Origin of the sequence: Tepidimonas sp. HKU78 (assembly GCF_049860815.1) — a bacterium.
In the GTDB taxonomy this organism is placed as follows: Bacteria; Pseudomonadota; Gammaproteobacteria; order Burkholderiales; family Burkholderiaceae_C; genus Tepidimonas.
In genome coordinates, this window is the sequence record NZ_CP187547.1 from 116,917 (window position 1) to 132,087 (window position 15,171).

At 70.2% G+C, this 15,171-nt stretch carries 16 protein-coding genes; 7 read left to right on the top strand and 9 right to left on the bottom strand.

What is annotated here, in order from left to right:
- Positions 1-123 precede the first annotated feature (123 nt).
- Positions 124-801 carry a hypothetical protein gene (locus ACPYIS_RS00625; protein ID WP_424858764.1) on the top strand — a complete coding sequence of 226 codons (678 nt, stop codon included), beginning with the start codon at positions 124-126 and terminating at the stop codon, positions 799-801.
- Here ACPYIS_RS00625 and uraH read toward each other — a convergent pair.
- Positions 786-1,136: a hydroxyisourate hydrolase gene (uraH, locus tag ACPYIS_RS00630; protein WP_424858763.1), complete on the bottom strand. Its 351-nt coding sequence runs from the start codon at positions 1,134-1,136 to the stop codon at positions 786-788. The genes ACPYIS_RS00625 and uraH overlap by 16 nt on opposite strands.
- Positions 1,137-1,175: 39 nt before the next feature.
- On the opposite strand from uraH, the gene puuE reads away from it, so the two are divergent.
- Genes puuE through ACPYIS_RS00645 form a run of 3 tightly spaced genes read left to right on the top strand, consistent with a single transcriptional unit; the run spans position 1,176 to position 5,249 of the window.
- Positions 1,176-2,165 carry an allantoinase PuuE gene (gene puuE, locus ACPYIS_RS00635; protein WP_424894386.1) on the top strand — a complete coding sequence of 330 codons (990 nt, stop codon included), beginning with the start codon at positions 1,176-1,178 and terminating at the stop codon, positions 2,163-2,165.
- Positions 2,162-3,943, top strand: coding sequence for a 2-oxo-4-hydroxy-4-carboxy-5-ureidoimidazoline decarboxylase (gene uraD / locus ACPYIS_RS00640; RefSeq protein WP_425973757.1), 1,782 nt, complete (start codon positions 2,162-2,164; stop codon positions 3,941-3,943). The genes puuE and uraD overlap by 4 nt, the downstream gene beginning before the upstream one ends.
- Positions 3,944-3,965: 22 nt before the next feature.
- Entirely contained in the window at positions 3,966-5,249 is a 1,284-nt protein-coding gene (locus ACPYIS_RS00645) for a M20/M25/M40 family metallo-hydrolase (RefSeq protein ID WP_424894384.1), read from the top strand.
- A 25-nt stretch (positions 5,250-5,274) separates the two neighbouring features.
- On the opposite strand, the gene ACPYIS_RS00650 is transcribed toward ACPYIS_RS00645, so the two are convergent.
- The 7 genes from ACPYIS_RS00650 to ACPYIS_RS00680 all read right to left on the bottom strand — a co-directional run bounded on the left by ACPYIS_RS00650 (position 5,275) and on the right by ACPYIS_RS00680 (position 11,198).
- Positions 5,275-6,303, bottom strand: coding sequence for a DUF475 domain-containing protein (locus ACPYIS_RS00650; RefSeq protein ID WP_424894383.1), 1,029 nt, complete (start codon positions 6,301-6,303; stop codon positions 5,275-5,277).
- Between the two features lie 85 nt (positions 6,304-6,388).
- Complete coding sequence (locus tag ACPYIS_RS00655; protein ID WP_424894382.1) at positions 6,389-7,177, bottom strand: lysophospholipid acyltransferase family protein; 789 nt, start codon at positions 7,175-7,177, stop codon at positions 6,389-6,391.
- A gap of 7 nt (positions 7,178-7,184) precedes the next feature.
- Positions 7,185-8,513 carry a dihydroorotase gene (locus tag ACPYIS_RS00660; protein WP_424894381.1) on the bottom strand — a complete coding sequence of 443 codons (1,329 nt, stop codon included), beginning with the start codon at positions 8,511-8,513 and terminating at the stop codon, positions 7,185-7,187.
- Positions 8,510-9,466 carry an aspartate carbamoyltransferase catalytic subunit gene (locus ACPYIS_RS00665; RefSeq protein ID WP_299021216.1) on the bottom strand — a complete coding sequence of 319 codons (957 nt, stop codon included), beginning with the start codon at positions 9,464-9,466 and terminating at the stop codon, positions 8,510-8,512. The genes ACPYIS_RS00660 and ACPYIS_RS00665 overlap by 4 nt, the downstream gene beginning before the upstream one ends.
- A 21-nt stretch (positions 9,467-9,487) precedes the next feature.
- A complete protein-coding gene (gene pyrR / locus ACPYIS_RS00670; protein WP_424858757.1) occupies positions 9,488-10,051 on the bottom strand; it encodes a bifunctional pyr operon transcriptional regulator/uracil phosphoribosyltransferase PyrR in 564 nt (187 codons plus the stop codon).
- Positions 10,048-10,458 carry a Holliday junction resolvase RuvX gene (ruvX, locus tag ACPYIS_RS00675; RefSeq protein WP_299021222.1) on the bottom strand — a complete coding sequence of 137 codons (411 nt, stop codon included), beginning with the start codon at positions 10,456-10,458 and terminating at the stop codon, positions 10,048-10,050. Before ruvX ends, pyrR begins: the two co-directional genes overlap by 4 nt.
- On the bottom strand, positions 10,455-11,198 hold the full coding sequence (locus ACPYIS_RS00680; RefSeq protein ID WP_299021225.1) for a YqgE/AlgH family protein: 744 nt from the start codon (positions 11,196-11,198) through the stop codon (positions 10,455-10,457). The genes ruvX and ACPYIS_RS00680 overlap by 4 nt, the downstream gene beginning before the upstream one ends.
- Positions 11,199-11,224: 26 nt before the next feature.
- On the opposite strand from ACPYIS_RS00680, the gene ACPYIS_RS00685 reads away from it, so the two are divergent.
- Positions 11,225-12,772, top strand: a complete 1,548-nt coding sequence (locus ACPYIS_RS00685) for a cryptochrome/photolyase family protein (RefSeq protein ID WP_424858756.1) — start codon at positions 11,225-11,227, stop codon at positions 12,770-12,772.
- Here ACPYIS_RS00685 and ACPYIS_RS00690 read toward each other — a convergent pair.
- The gene (locus ACPYIS_RS00690; RefSeq protein ID WP_299019672.1) at positions 12,711-12,887 is read right to left on the bottom strand and encodes a rubredoxin; all 177 of its coding nucleotides are present in this window, start codon (positions 12,885-12,887) and stop codon (positions 12,711-12,713) included. The genes ACPYIS_RS00685 and ACPYIS_RS00690 overlap by 62 nt on opposite strands.
- Before the next feature lie 95 nt (positions 12,888-12,982).
- Here ACPYIS_RS00690 and thiD point away from each other — a divergent pair, with 95 nt between their 5' ends.
- Both thiD and hemL read left to right on the top strand, forming a co-directional pair.
- Positions 12,983-13,849: a bifunctional hydroxymethylpyrimidine kinase/phosphomethylpyrimidine kinase gene (thiD, locus tag ACPYIS_RS00695; protein WP_424858755.1), complete on the top strand. Its 867-nt coding sequence runs from the start codon at positions 12,983-12,985 to the stop codon at positions 13,847-13,849.
- Positions 13,846-15,141: a glutamate-1-semialdehyde 2,1-aminomutase gene (gene hemL, locus ACPYIS_RS00700; protein WP_424858754.1), complete on the top strand. Its 1,296-nt coding sequence runs from the start codon at positions 13,846-13,848 to the stop codon at positions 15,139-15,141. The genes thiD and hemL overlap by 4 nt, the downstream gene beginning before the upstream one ends.
- Positions 15,142-15,171 lie beyond the last annotated feature (30 nt).

Sequence of the window (15,171 nt, forward strand, 5' to 3'; positions counted from 1 at the left end):
ACATCGACTCCTCGGGCCCAACCGCCCCACCATCCGACGATGCCATCGACGACCGAAACTGGCGCACGTATGTCACCCGCCCCCACAGCCACCCCCCGTACACGGTTGGTCTGGAGCGTGGTGGTGACGACGCTGGCACTGCTGGCTGGCTGCGCCAGCCCGCCGCCCGCCGCGCCCCCGCGCGCCGTGGAAGCGCCGCCCGCCCCCGCCGAAACGGCCCCACCCGTGGTGGTGCAGCCCGCGCCCGCGCCCGAGCCACCCTTCAGTGGCAAGGTGTCTCTGGCAGCGTCGGAGCGGGACTACCGGCGCGACGGCGCGCAGCACCTGTATGAGCGCTACGGCGATCGCATCTTCCGTGGCAAGTTGCCGCCGCTGCTGCAGGCGGTGGGGGTGATGCGACTGGACATCGGCCCGCGGGGCGAGGTGCGGCGCTTCGAGTGGATGCGCGCGCCGGATCACGTGCCGCACGTCAAGGCCGAGATCGAGCGGCTGGTGATGGCGGCGGCGCCTTTCCCGGCCCCCCAAAAGTTGGGCACGGTCAGCTATACCGACACTTGGTTGTGGGACCGCAGCGGCACCTTCCAGCTCGACACCCTGACCGAAGGACAATTGGACCGCTACCCCGCCCCAGCGCCCAAGCGCGCCGCTGCGGCGCCCGAGCCTGCGGTCAGCCAGCCGAAAGCCACCACGGCCCGCGGCACCAATACCCGAACCGCCACGCGCAGCACGCGCAAGCCGCAGGCCAACGCTGACACGCAGGTGGCGCAAGGTCAAGACGGTGCGCCTCAGCTGCCGCGGTAAGTGGCGTAGCTCCACGGGCTGACCAACAGCGGCACGTGGTAGTGCGCCTGCGCGTCGGCCACGCCAAAGTCGATGGTGACGCAATCCAGAAACGGCGGCTGCGGCAGCGCCACACCGCGTGCGCGGAAGTAGTCGGCCACCTCGAACACCAGCCGGTAGGTACAGGCGGCCAGCTCGCCCGTGGCCAGCAGCGGCCCTTCGGGATTACGGCCATCGGCATTGAGCACGACCTGTTTGATGAGGCGTGGCCCCTCACCGGTGGCATACAACCGCACAGCCATACCCGCGGCCGGGCAGCCGTGCATGGTATCGAGAACGTGTGTGCTCAGGCCCATTTGTGTCTATGATGCCGCAAAACCGACTGCCTTGTCACCATGGCCCACGTTTACGACAGCACTGCACCTTATCCGCGTGATTTGATCGGCTACGGCCGCCAGCCGCCGCACCCACGCTGGCCGGGCGGGGCGCGCATCGCAGTGCAGTTCGTGCTCAACTATGAAGAAGGCGGCGAAAACTGCGTGCTGCATGGCGACGCGGCGAGCGAGACGTTCTTGTCGGAGCTGTTTGCGCCCACGGCGTACCCGGACCGCCACCTGAGCATGGAGGGCATTTACGAGTACGGCTCGCGCGTGGGCGTGTGGCGCATTTTGCGCGAATTCGAATCGCGCGGCCTGCCGTTGACGGTATTTGGCGTGGCCAGCGCGCTGCAGCGCCACCCGGAGGTGGCGCAGGCCTGTTTGGCCGCCGGGCACGAGATTGCCTGCCATGGCCTGAAGTGGATCCACTACCAACAGGTGGACGAAGCCACCGAGTGCGCCCACCTGCACGAGGCGGTGCGCATCCTGACCGAGTTGACCGGTGCCGCCCCGCTGGGCTGGTACACCGGGCGCGACAGCCCCCATACGCGCCGCTTGGTGGTGGACCACGGTGGCTTCGTCTATGACAGCGACTACTACGGCGACGACCTGCCCTTTTGGATGCGCGTGCGCCGCAGCGACGGGCAGGTGGTGCCGCACCTGGTGGTGCCGTACACGCTGGACGCCAACGACATGCGCTTTGCGCTGCCGCAAGGGTTCTCGCACGGGGATCCGTTTTTTGCCTACCTGCGCGACACCTTCGACGCCCTGTACGCCGAGGGTGACCCCAACGGCCTGAATCAGCCACGCATGATGAGCGTGGGCATGCACTGCCGCTTGCTGGGGCGGCCCGGGCGCATTGGGGCGCTGCAGCGGTTTTTGGACCACATCCAGCGCCACGACGGCGTGTGGGTGGCACGGCGCATCGACATCGCCCGCCATTGGCAGGCGGTGCATCCGTATCCGGGCGGCGACAAGGAGTGCGCGGGCACGGGAGGGGCGGCATGAGCACGGGCATCACGGCGCTGGACGCCCTCAACACCGCGCCGCTGGCGCAAGCGGCCGCGCTGCTGGATGGGCTGTACGAGCATTCGCCTTGGATCGTGGCGCAGGCGCTGCAGCGGCGCCCGTTTGCCAGCCCGGCGGCGCTGATCGCGGCGTGTGCCGACGTGGTGGCACAGGCGGGCGAGGAAGCGCAGTTGGCGCTCATCCGCGCCCACCCGGAGCTGGCGGGCAAGGCGGCGCTAGCAGGGACGCTGACGGCCGAATCCAGCGGCGAGCAAGGCCGCGCGGGACTGACCCACTGCACGCCCGAGGAATACGACACGCTGCAACGCCTCAACGCGGCGTACCGGGCACGCTTTGGCTGGCCGTTCATTCTGGCGGTGCGTGGCCCGCGCGGCACGGGGCTGACGCGCGCGCAGATCATCGCGCACTTCGAGCGACGCTTGCACGCCCACCCGGACGACGAGCGGCGCGAGTGCCTGCGCCAGATCCACCGCATCGCCGAGATCCGTCTACACGACAAGCTGGGCTGGGAGCCTGCCACCGGCCACGCGGTGTGGGACCGACTGGCGGCCTTGGCGCGCCACAGCGAAAGCGCCGATGGCCTGACGGCGACGTACCTGAGCCCGGCGCACCGCGCGTGCGCGGCCGAGCTGGCCGCGTGGATGCGCGAGGCGGGCTGCGACGAGGTGACACACGACGCCGTGGGCAACGTGGTGGGCCGCTACCACGCGCAACGACCGGTGGCACGCTGGCTGCTGACCGGCAGCCATTACGACACGGTGCGCGACGCCGGGCCGCACGATGGGCGCTTGGGCATCGGTGTGGCGCTGGCGGCGGTGCAGCGGCTGCACGCGCGCGGACAGCGGCTGCCGTTTGGGATCGAGATCGTCGCTTTTGCCGAGGAGGAAGGCCAGCGTTACGCGGCGACCTTTCTGGGCTCGGCGGCGTTGGTGGGCGCGTTCGACCCCGCCTGGCTGGCGTTGACCGACGCCGCGGGCATCCCGATGGCGCAAGCGATGCAGCAAGCGGGCCTGCCGGGCACATGGGAGGCGATCGCTGCCTGCCAGCGTGACCCGCGGCACTACTTGGGCTATGTGGAGGTGCACATCGAGCAAGGCCCGGTGCTGGCGCGCGCCCACCGGCCGCTGGGGGTGGTTACCAGCATCAACGGCAGCCTACGGTGGCTGGGCGAGTACGGCGGCGTGGCCTGCCACGCCGGCACCACGCCCATGGGGCAGCGGCGCGACGCGGCAGCGGGCGCAGCGGAGCTGACGCTGGCCGTGGAGCGGCTGGCACAGCAGCGCCCGGGCACGGTGGCGACGGTGGGCATCCTGGAAGTGCCGCAGGGATCCATCAACGTGGTGCCGGGGCGCTGCCGCTTCAGCCTGGATGTGCGCGCCCCCACCGACGCCGCGCGCGACGAGCTCGCGCAAGCGGTGCTGGCTGCGGCGCACGAGATTGCCGAGCGACGCGGGCTGACGCTGGCCCCGCGCGAGACGGTGCGTGCCAGCGCCGCCCCCAGCGATGCGGCATGGCAGGCGCGCTGGGAGCGCGCCGTGGTGGCGCTGGGCCTGCCGGTGCTGCACCTGCCCAGCGGCGCCGGGCACGACGCCATGATGATGCACCGCCTGCTCCCCCAAGCGATGCTGTTTGTACGCGGCGAGCACGACGGCATCAGCCACAACCCGCTGGAGTCGACCACCAGCGACGACATCGAATGCGCGGTGCAGGCGTTCGAGCGCCTGCTGCACGACCTGGCCGCCGAGACGGTGGCCTGACCCCCCTGCCCCGGCACTGCCCATGACCACCCCCGCCACCACTGACCCCACCCCCGACTACGCCGCCTTGGACGCCTGGATCGACGCGCACTTCGACGAGCAGGTACGCTTTTTGCAGACCCTGGTGCGCGTGCCCACCGACACCCCGCCCGGCGACAACGCCCGCCACGCCGAGATCACCGCTGCCGCGCTGGAAGCGATGGGTTGGGCAGTGGAGCGCCACCCGGTGCCCGCCGAGCAGGTGCAGGCCGCGGGGCTGGCGTCGATCACCAACCTGATCGTGCGCCGACCCTACGGCGCAGGCGAGCGGGCACGGCCGGTCATCGCGCTCAACGCCCATGGCGACGTGGTGCCCCCGGGGGAAGGCTGGACGCACGACCCGTATGGCGCCGAAATCGTGGACGGCAAACTGTACGGGCGCGCGGCCGCGGTGAGCAAAAGCGACTTTGCCACCTACACCTTTGCCGTGCGCGCGCTGGAGGCTGCGGCCCGCCCGCGGCGCGGCGCGGTGGAGCTGCACTTCACCTACGACGAAGAAATGGGCGGCGAACTGGGCCCGGGCTGGCTGCTGGCGCAGGGCCTGACGCAGCCCGACTTGCTGCTGGCGGCGGGCTTTACCTACCAGGTGGTGACGGCGCACAACGGCTGCCTGCAGTTGGAAGTGACGGTGGAAGGCGAGATGGCGCACGCGGCCATCCCCGACACGGGCACGGACGCGCTGCAGGGGGCCGTCCACATCCTGCAGGCGCTCTACCGCCTCAACGCCGATTATTTGCAAGTGCGATCGGGGGTGGAGGGCATTACGCATCCGTACCTGAACGTGGGTCGTATCGACGGCGGCACACACACCAATGTCGTGCCAGGCAAAGTGGTGTTTCGGCTCGACCGGCGCATGATCCCCGAGGAAGACCCCGCCGAGGTGGAGGCACAGCTGCGCCGCGTGATCGCCGAGGCGGCAGCCGACTTTGCCCCCCCGCGCGGTGGGCGCGCGCTGCGCGTGCAGGTGCGTCGCACATTGCTGGCACACGCCATGCGCCCGCTGCCCGGGGCGCAGCCGTTGGTGCAGGCGCTGCAGCGCCACGCGCAGGCCGTGCTGGGCGAGGCCATCCCGGCTGTGGGCACGCCGCTGTACACCGACGTACGGCTGTACGTGGCGCGCGGCATTCCGGGCGTCATCTATGGCGCGGGGCCGCGCACCGTGCGCGAATCCAACGCCAAGCGCGCCGACGAACACCTGGTGCTGGAAGACCTGCGCCGCGCCACAAGGGTAGTGGCGCGCGCGCTGGCCGATCTGCTGGCCGGATGAGGCAGGTGGTGGCGACCACCGGCACTCACGTCGACGCTCGCCGGCGCTCGCGCACCGACGACACGACCGACGCGGCAATGAAGACGATGCCGATCAGCCCCGTGATGACCTCGGGCACGTGCACCACGGTGCCCACGATCATGATGGCCGCCAGCGCCCCGATGGCATAGTGTGCGCCGTGCTCCAGGTAGACATAGGCCTGCAGCGTGCCGCGTTTGACCAGATAGACCGTCATCGAGCGCACGAAAATGGCACCGATGGCCAGCCCCAGCATGATGATGACCACATCCTTGGTGATGGCGAAAGCGCCGATGACGCCGTCGAATGAAAACGACGCGTCGAGCACCTCGAGATAGAGAAAACTGGCAAAACCGCTGCGCTGCACGGTCGCCACGGCCGCTTCGCCAGCCTCTTCGGTTGAGAACAGCGCGCCCACCGCGTCCACTGCCAGGTACAGCACGATGCCCGCAATGCCCGCGACAAAGACGCGCATCTGCTCTGCCTCGGGCACCCACCAGCGCGTGGAAAACACCACCAGCAGCGCGATAAAGACGCTGATCTCGTCGAACTTGGCTGCACGCACGAGCGGCCGCTCCAGAGGGCCGAGCCAGTGCGTCTCTTTGTTACGGTCGAACAAAAAGTTGAGAAACACCAGCAACAGGAAGACACCGCCGAACGCCGAGATGACCGGATACGCCTGCGTGAGCACGCGCGAGTATTCGTCGGGCTGTTGCAGGGCCAGGCGCACCGTCTCGGCCCAGCCGATGTCCGCCGAGACGGCCACGATGACGATGGGAAACACCAGCCGCATGCCAAAGACGGCAATCAGGATGCCCACGGTCAGAAAGAGCTGACGCCACAGCGCACTCATGCCGCGCAGCACACTGGCGTTGACGACCGCGTTGTCGAACGACAAGCTGACTTCGAGCACCGCCAGCACCGCGGTCAGCCACAGCGCGGTCCACAGGCCCAGGGGCGACTGCACACCCCACCACGCCGCCAGCCCCAGGCAGACGGCAGAAAACAACAGCGAAAACCGAAAATCCTTGAGCACGAGAACGACTCCTGCGCCGCGGGCGGGGTGCAGCGGCATGGCTATGGGGAAAACCCGCGATTGTCGCGAAATTTCGGCGCTGGGTTTAGACGTTGGGCGGCGGCAGCCCGGCCAAGGTGGCCACGGCGCCACGCAAATCGCCAGCCCAGGTGCGCCGGTCGCGCCCGTCGGCGCGCTGTGGCTCGCCCCAGTGCAGGTGGGCGCACAGGTCGGTCGCGGTCAGCACGCGCCACAGGGACGCGACCAGCGTGTCGTCCCCCACGTAGACGGGCGCGTCGTGGCGCTGCAACGCGTCGGGGCTAGCCCCCGCGTGGCGGTAGGCGATGCCCAGCGGCAGCGCGGGGCTGTCGGTCGCGAGCGCCGCCTGCAGCAGGTTGGCGTGAAACGGCAACACACCGCGCCCGTCACTGGTCGTGCCTTCGGGAAAGATCGCCAGCACGTCACCGGCATGCAGGCGCTCCGCCATCTGGTGCACCACGCGCAAGGCGTCGCGGCGGCTGGCGCGCTCGATGAACAGCGTGCCCGCCCCCGCGACCAGCCGGCCCAGCACGGGCCAGTGACGTACGTCGGCCTTGGAGACGAAACGACACGGGCGCACCGCGTTGACCACCAAAATGTCCAGCCACGAGATGTGATTGGCCACCACCAGCAGCGGCCCGCGGGCGGGTGGCGGGCCATGCACGAACCAGCGCACACCCAAAATGTCCAGTGCCTGCCGGGACCAGCGCTGCACGTGAGCGACGCGGGCCGCGTCGTCGGCGCGCGGAAATGCCCGCCACAGCGTCCACAGCCCCTGCAGGACGTGCGCCAGCAGCCGCGCCGCGCGGCCCACGGCACGCACGCGGCACCCCCACGGCACGGCGGCGGTCGCCATGGCGCGGTCAGTCGGCGGCATCGAACGCGATGTGGCCACCCACGACCGTGGTGCGCACGCGCGCAGGCAGCGCGTGGCCCTCGAACGGCGTATGCCGGCCCTGGCTGCGCAGGCGTGATGGCTCCACGCGCCAGGTGGCTTGCGGGTCGAGCACGCACACGTCGGCCACCCCGCCCACGGCCAGCCGGCCGACGCTGGCCTGCAGCGTGCCCAGGCGCGCGCCCAGCACACGCGCCGGCCCGCTGGTGAGCACCTCTACTGCGCGCGCCACGGGCACGCCGTCTTGCTGCGCCCATTTGACGGCGAGGCCCGCGAGCAGCTCGATGGCGGTGGCGCCCGGCTCGGCCTGCGCGAATGGCACCGCCTTCGCGTCGGCCGATACCGGCGTGTGGTCCGACACCAGCGCGTCGATCGTGCCGTCAGCCAGCCCGGCGCGCAGCGCGTCGCGGTCGCGCTGCTGGCGCACGGGCGGCTGCAGGCGCAGCCGGGTGTCGTAGTAGCCGATGTCGGTATCGGTGAGCAGCAGTTGGTGCACGCTGACGTCGGCCGTGACCGGCAAGCCTTCGGCCTTGGCTTGGCGCACCAAGTCGACGCCGGCGGCGGTGCTCAAGCGGCACAGGTGCAGGTGCACGGGCGGCGGCGCCCCCGGCGGCGTGCCCGCCACGACGCTGCGCAGCAGCGCCAGCAGCGTGTGCAGCGCGATCACCTCGGACGCGGCGGGCACGCCCGACAGCCCGAGCCGCGTAGCCAGCGGCCCGCTGGCCATGACGCCTTTGGACAGCCACGGCTCTTCGGGCCGCAGCCACAGCGTGTAGCCAAAAGTGGCGGCGTACTGGAAGGCACGCTGCAGCACCTGGGTGTTGACGATGGGCTCATCCGCCTGGCCAAAGCCCACGCAGCCGCGCTCGGCCAGTTGCACCATCTCGGCCAGCACCTCGCCCTGCAGCCCGCGCGTCAGCGCCCCCAGCGGAAACAGGCGCGTGCGGTGCAGCCGCTCGGCGCGCGCGCGCAGCATGTCGACCAGGCCCGGTTCGTCCAGCACGGGATCGGTATCGGGCGGGCACACCAGGCTGGTCACGCCACCGGCGACGGCGGCGGCGGTTTCGCTCTCGAGCATGCCCGCATGCTCGTGGCCGGGCTCGCCCAAGCGGGCGCACAAGTCCACCAGTCCGGGTAATACCCAGCAGCCGCGGGCGTCGAGCACGCGGTTGGGGTGGAAGTCCGCAGGCACCTGACCGATGCCGATGATGCGCCCGGCAGCGATGGCCACGTCGGCCACCCGGTCGGTGCCGCTGGCGGGATCGATGACGCGGCCGTCTCGGATGAGGAGTTTCATGCTTCGTTCCCCGCGATGATGCCCATGACCGCCATGCGCACCGCCACGCCAAAGGTCACCTGCGGCAGCACCACGCTTTGCGCGCCATCGACGACGCTGGAGTCGATCTCGACCCCACGGTTGACCGGCCCCGGGTGCATGACGATGGCATCGGGCTTGGCCCAGCGCAGCCGCTCGGGCGTGAGGCCAAAGCGCTGGTGAAACTCCTGGCTAGAGGGTAGCAGCGCACCGCTCATGCGCTCGTTTTGCAGCCGCAGCGCGATGACGACGTCGCAGTCACGGATGCCCTCTTCCAGCGAATGGCACACGCGCACGCCCAGGTGCGCCAAGTCGCTGGGTACCAACGTGCGCGGGCCCACCACACGCACGTCCGGGCAGCCCAGGGTGGTGAGCGCGTGGATGTCGGAGCGCGCCACGCGCGAGTGCAGCACGTCGCCCACGATGGCCACCGACAGACGGGTGAAGTCACCCTTGTAGTGGCGGATGGTGTACATGTCCAGCAGGCCCTGTGTGGGGTGGGCGTGGCGGCCATCACCGGCATTGATGACGTGCACGTGCGGTGCCACGTGCTGCGCGATCAGGTACGGCGCGCCCGACTCGCTGTGGCGCACGACGAAGATGTCGGCCGCCATCGCCGAGAGGTTGGCGATCGTGTCGAGCAGCGTCTCGCCCTTGGCGGTAGAGGAGCGCGCGATGTCGAGGTTGAACACGTCGGCCGACAGGCGGGTGGCCGCGATCTCGAACGTGGTGCGGGTGCGCGTGCTGTTTTCGAAAAAGAGGTTGAACACGCTCTTGCCGCGCAGCAGGGGGACTTTTTTGACCTCGCGGTCGTTGACGCTGACGAACTGCGCGGCCGTGTCCAGGATGTGCAGCAGGATGTCGCGCGGCAGCCCTTCGGTGGAGAGCAGATGGATGAGCTCGCCGTGGCGGTTGAGTTGGGGATTGCGCGTCATGGCGTGGGGGCTCCGGCAGATTTAGCCCAGGCGCGGCGGGGTGCGTTCGAGCAGGGCGAAGGAGAAGCGCCCGCCGCCGTCGCGCACCAGCTCGAACGACTGGTGCGCGGGCAGCGGCAGGCGCACGGCTGCGGCGTCGGCTGCCACCGGTAGCTCGCGCCCACCGCGGTCGACCAGCACCGCCAGCCGCACGCTGGCCGGGCGGCCATAGTCGAACAGCTCGTTGAGCACGGCGCGCAGCGTGCGGCCGGTGTAGAGCACGTCGTCGATGAGCAGCACGTGCGCACCTTCGACCTCGAACGGCAGGCGCGTCTGCGCGGTGCTGGCCGCCAGCCCGCGCTGCGCGTAGTCGTCGCGGTGCAGGGTGGCGACGATGACACCTGGCTCGCCGGGCAAGCCCAGCTCGCGGTGCAGCCGCTCGGCCAGCCATGCGCCGCCCGAGGCCACGCCCACCAGGTGGGTGGGTTGTGGCCCGGCGGCCAGCAAGGCCTGCACCGCGCGGCGCAACTCGGCATACAGGGCCTCGGCATCCAGCGGCAGCCGCCCGTCGGTCGGCGCGGCGTCCCGCCCCCCGTCGTGGGTCATGGCAGACTCCTCAAATACTGCTCCAAAATGATGCACGCGGCAGCGGCATCGGCGTCTTTGGCACCCAGCGCGTGGGCTTCGGTGCTGCTGTAGCGTTCGTCCACTTCCACCACGGGCAGACCGGTGCGGCCGTGCAACTGGCGCGCAAAGCGCTGCGCGCGCTGCGTGTGCGCGTGCGCCGCGCCGTCGGGATGGTACGGCACGCCCACCACCAGGGCGTCCGGCTGCCATTGGGCGATCGCCGCCAGCAGGCGCTGCCAGCGCGCGTCGCCCTGGGCGTCCACCGTGGGCAAGGGCGTGGCGGTGCGCGTGATGGCGTTGCCGCTGGCCATGCCGACGCGACGCTCGCCCCAGTCGAACGCCAAAAAACTCTGTGCGCCCGCGCGCACCACGCCCCAGGTCGTCATGCCCGCCCAGCGCCCGGTGCCAGCATCCACGGCTGCAGGCCCAGCAGGCCCATCGCCCGCTCGTAGCGCTGCTCGATGGGCACCTCGAACAGCAGCGCCGGGTCGGCCGGCACCGTCAGCCAGGCGTTGTCGCCCAATTCGGATTCGAGCTGCCCCTCGCCCCAGGACGAATATCCCAGCGCCACCAGCATCTGCCGCGGCCCGGCGCCGGCGGCGACGGCTTCGAGCACGTCGCGCGAGGTGGTCAGCTCCAGCCCTGCCCCGTCGATGCGCAGCGACGAGGCATAGGCACTAGCGCGTGGCGGCGGGGCCGCCGGGTCGCGGGCGGAAGATCCCGACACCTCGTCGGGCGCCTCGTCGGCTGCCCCCGCTGCCTGCAACAACGACGGCAAAGCCGACGTCGGCGCGGGCACGGCCTGCGTCGCAGGGGGGTTGACCGAGCCCACGGGCTCGGGCTCGCCCATGTGCTCGTGCAGCACGAAGCCACGCTCGGTCTGCAGCGGCCCGCCTCGCAGCACGGGCATGCCCGACCATTCGGGGCGGCCCAGGGGCAGTTCCAGCCGCTCGAACAGGTCGTCGAGCGTGATGCCCGTGGGTTTGTTGATGATGAGGCCCAGCGCGCCGCGCGGCGTATGCTCGCAGACATAGACGACACTGCGGCCGAACAGCTCATCGTTCAGCCCGGGCATGGCGATCAAGAAATGATGCGTCAGGTTGACGGGGGCAGAATCCGAGCTCATGGCATCGATTCTACGCGCGCACCCCCATGAACCCTGACCGCAAACCGTACGACCGTGGCCTGATGTGGTTTCGCCGTGACCTGCGCACGGCCGACAACGCGGCGCTGTGCCACGCCCTGCAACAATGCCGGCGCGTGTGGGCGGTGTTCGTCTTCGACACCGACATCCTGCAGCCGCTGCTGGAGCGAGGGCTGCACGCCGACCGGCGGGTGGAGTTTATCCATGAGAGCCTGATCGACCTGGACGAGCAGCTGCGCGCGCTCGGCCGCGCCAATGGCGTGGAGGGGGTCGGGCTGATCGTGCGGCATGGCCCGGCGCGGCAGGACATCCCGCGCCTGGCCGCCGAGCTGGGCGTGCAGGCGGTCTTTGCCAACCACGACGACGAGCCCTACGCCCGCACCCGCGACGCGCAGGTGCTGGGGGCGCTGGCGCACCAGGGGGTGGTGCTGCGCACGGTCAAAGATCACGTGATCTTCGAGCGGCGCGAGGTGTTGACCGCCAACGGGCAGCCTTTCACGGTCTTTACCCCGTACAAAAACGCGTGGTTCAAAGCGTTGACCGACGCGCACCTGCAGCCCCACCCGGTGGAACGCCACGCCGACGCGCTGGCCCCCTGCCCGCCCACACACCCGCCGGGCGTGCCCAGCCTGGCGTCGATTGGGTTTGTGCCCACCAACCTGCGCGCACTCAAGGTGCGCACCGGCAGCCGCGGTGCGCGCGCGCTGTGGGAGGATTTCCTGGAGCGCATCGACCACTACCACCAGGCGCGCGACTACCCCGCCATCAAGGGGCCCAGCTATCTGAGCGTGCATTTGCGCTTTGGCACGATCAGCATCCGCGAGGTGGCCGGCACCGCCTACCGCCTGCACCGGCAGGGCCGCGCCGGCGCCACCGCCTGGCTCAACGAGTTGATCTGGCGCGACTTCTATCACCAGATCCTGGCCAATTTTCCGCACGTCGGCGAGGGCAAGGCCTTCAAGCCCGCCTACGACGCCATCCACTGGGAGCGGGGCCGCCACGCCGAGGCACTGTTTGCCGCCTGGTGTGAGGGCCGCACCGGCTATCCGCTGGTGGACGCAGCCATGCACCAAATCAACCAGACCGGCTATATGCACAACCGGCTGCGCATGGTGGTGGCGAGCTTTCTGACCAAAGACCTGGGGCTGGACTGGCGCTGGGGCGAACGCTACTTCGCCGATCGTTTGATCGACTTCGACCTGGCCGCCAACAACGGCGGATGGCAGTGGGCCGCGTCCAGCGGGTGCGACGCGCAGCCGTACTTTCGCATCTTCAATCCCGTCGCCCAGAGCGAAAAGTTCGACCCGGACGGCAAATTCATCCGCCGCTACTTGCCGGTGTTGGCGGCGCTACCCACCCCAGCACTGCACGCACCCTGGCGCGCGAGTGCCGCCGATCTGGCGGCCGCCGGCGTGGTGATCGGGCGCGACTACCCGGCGCCGATCGTCGACCATGCGCAGGCGCGGCTGCGCACGCTGGAGCGCTACGCGGTGGTCAAATCGGAACCATCTCGAAATCTTCCTTACGCGCGCCGCACTCGGGACAGGTCCAGTTGACGGGCACGTCCTCCCAGCGGGTGCCGGGGGGGATGCCGTGCTCGGGGTCGCCTGCGGCCTCGTCGTAGATCCAGCCGCAGATCAAGCACATCCAGGTTCGGGTCGGGGTCGTCATGGCAGCGTCGGCACGAGGGGTCCAAGTAGAATGGAACCATTGTAGCCATGACCCCGGCGCGCTTTGCGACCTCGGTCGACCGACGTCCGATGCCCATGTCCCCAGAAACCCCCGCTGCTCGCGACACCCCGGCGCGGCCGCCGTGCGTGCTGTGCTTCAATGCCAGCGACCCCAGCGGCGCCGGCGGCCTGGGCGCCGATATCGGGGCGCTAGCCAGCGCCTCGTGTCACGTGCTGCCGGTGACCACCAGCGTCTGGCTGCGCGACACGCGCCACCTGCACGGCCACCACGCGCTAGACGCCGAATGGATCGACGACCAGGCGCGCGCCGTGCTGGAGGATATGCCGGTGGCAGCGATCAAGGTCGGCTTTGGTGGCAGCCCCGAAGGTCTGTCGGCCATCGGCAGCATCCTGAGCGACTACGACGACGTGCCCGTGGTGACCTACCTGCCCGAGCTGGCATGGCTGTCGGACGGCGAGCGCGAGGCCTATCTGGAAGCGTGCGAGGAGCTGGTGCTGCCCCAGACCGACGTGCTGGTGGGCAACCATCACACGCTGGCGCGCTGGCTGTTGCCTGACTGGGAGGACGAGCGAGCGCCGGGCGCGCGCGACATCGCCCGCGCCGCCGCCGCCCATGGCGTCAGCGTCACCCTGGTCACGGGCATGGTGCACGACGACGGCATCGACAACCACCTGGCGTCGCCCGAGGTCGTGCTGGCGCAGGCGCGCTTCGAGCGCATCGAGGCCACCTTCATTGGCGCGGGCGACACGCTGTCCGCCGCGCTGACCGCGCTGCTGGCGCACGGCAGCGACCTGTCGCAGGCCGGCGCGGAGGCGCTCACCTACCTGGACCAGACGTTGGCCAACGGCTTTCAGCCGGGCATGGGGCACGCCGTGCCCGACCGTCTGTTCTGGGCCGACGACGATACTGACAACCCCAACGACACCCCCGGAGAGCCATGACCGACCGCAACGCCACGCTGTTCGAGCGCGCCAAGACCGTCATCCCGGGCGGGGTCAATTCGCCCGTGCGCGCCTTCAAGGCCGTGGGCGGCACACCCCGCTTCATCACCCGCGCCCAGGGCGCCTACCTGTGGGACGCCAACGGCCAGCGCTACATCGACTACATCGGCTCGTGGGGCCCGATGATCCTGGGTCACGGCCACCCGGAGGTGGTGCAGGCGGTGGAGGCGGCGATCGCCGAAGGGTTTTCGTTCGGGGCCCCGACCGAGCGCGAGATCGAACTGGCCGAGGCCATCCGGCGCCTGCTGCCCAGCCTGGAAATGGTGCGGCTGGTCAGCTCCGGCACCGAAGCCGGCATGAGCGCCATTCGACTGGCGCGCGGTGCCACCGGCCGGCCCAAGATCATCAAATTCGAAGGCTGCTACCACGGCCACGCCGACGCGCTGCTGGTCAAGGCCGGCTCGGGGCTGGCCACCTTCGGTCACCCCACGAGCGCCGGCGTGCCGCCCGAGGTGGTGCAGCACACGCTGGTGCTGGAGTACAACAACATCGCGCAGCTGGAAGCGGCCTTTGCCGAGCACGGCGAGCAGATCGCGGCGCTGATGATCGAGCCGATCGCGGGCAACATGAACTTCGTGCGCGCCAGCGTCCCGTTCATGCGCCGCTGCCGCGAGCTGTGCACCGAGCACGGCGCACTGCTGGTGTTCGACGAAGTGATGACGGGCTTTCGCGTCGCGCTCGGCGGGGCGCAAAGCGTCTATGCACGCCACATCCCCGGCTTCGAGCCGGACATGACCGTCATGGGCAAGGTCATCGGCGGCGGTATGCCGCTGGCGGCCTTCGGCGGCAAGCGCGCGGTTATGGAACAGCTCGCCCCGCTGGGGCCGGTGTACCAGGCTGGCACGCTGTCGGGCAACCCGGTGGCCACCGCCTGCGGGCTGGCGACGCTGCGGCTGATCGAACAGCCGGGCTTTTTCGATCGGCTGGCCGCGCAAACACGGGCGCTGGTCGGCGGGCTGCGCGCCGAGGCCCAGCGCGCGGGCGTCCCGTTCAGCGCCGACAGCGAAGGCGGGATGTTTGGCTTTTTCTTCTTGCCCGAGCTGCCGCAGAACTACGCGCAGGTCATGGCCAGCGACGCCGCGCGCTTCAACCGCTTCTTCCACGGCATGCTCGAGCGCGGCGTCTATTTCGCCCCCGCGCTGTACGAGGCGGGCTTCGTCAGCGCTGCGCACAGCGACGCCGACATCGACGCCACGCTGCAGGCGGCGCGGGCGGTGTTGGCCCAGCTCTGACACCGGGGCTGCTGCCCCGCTGTCCGGCCA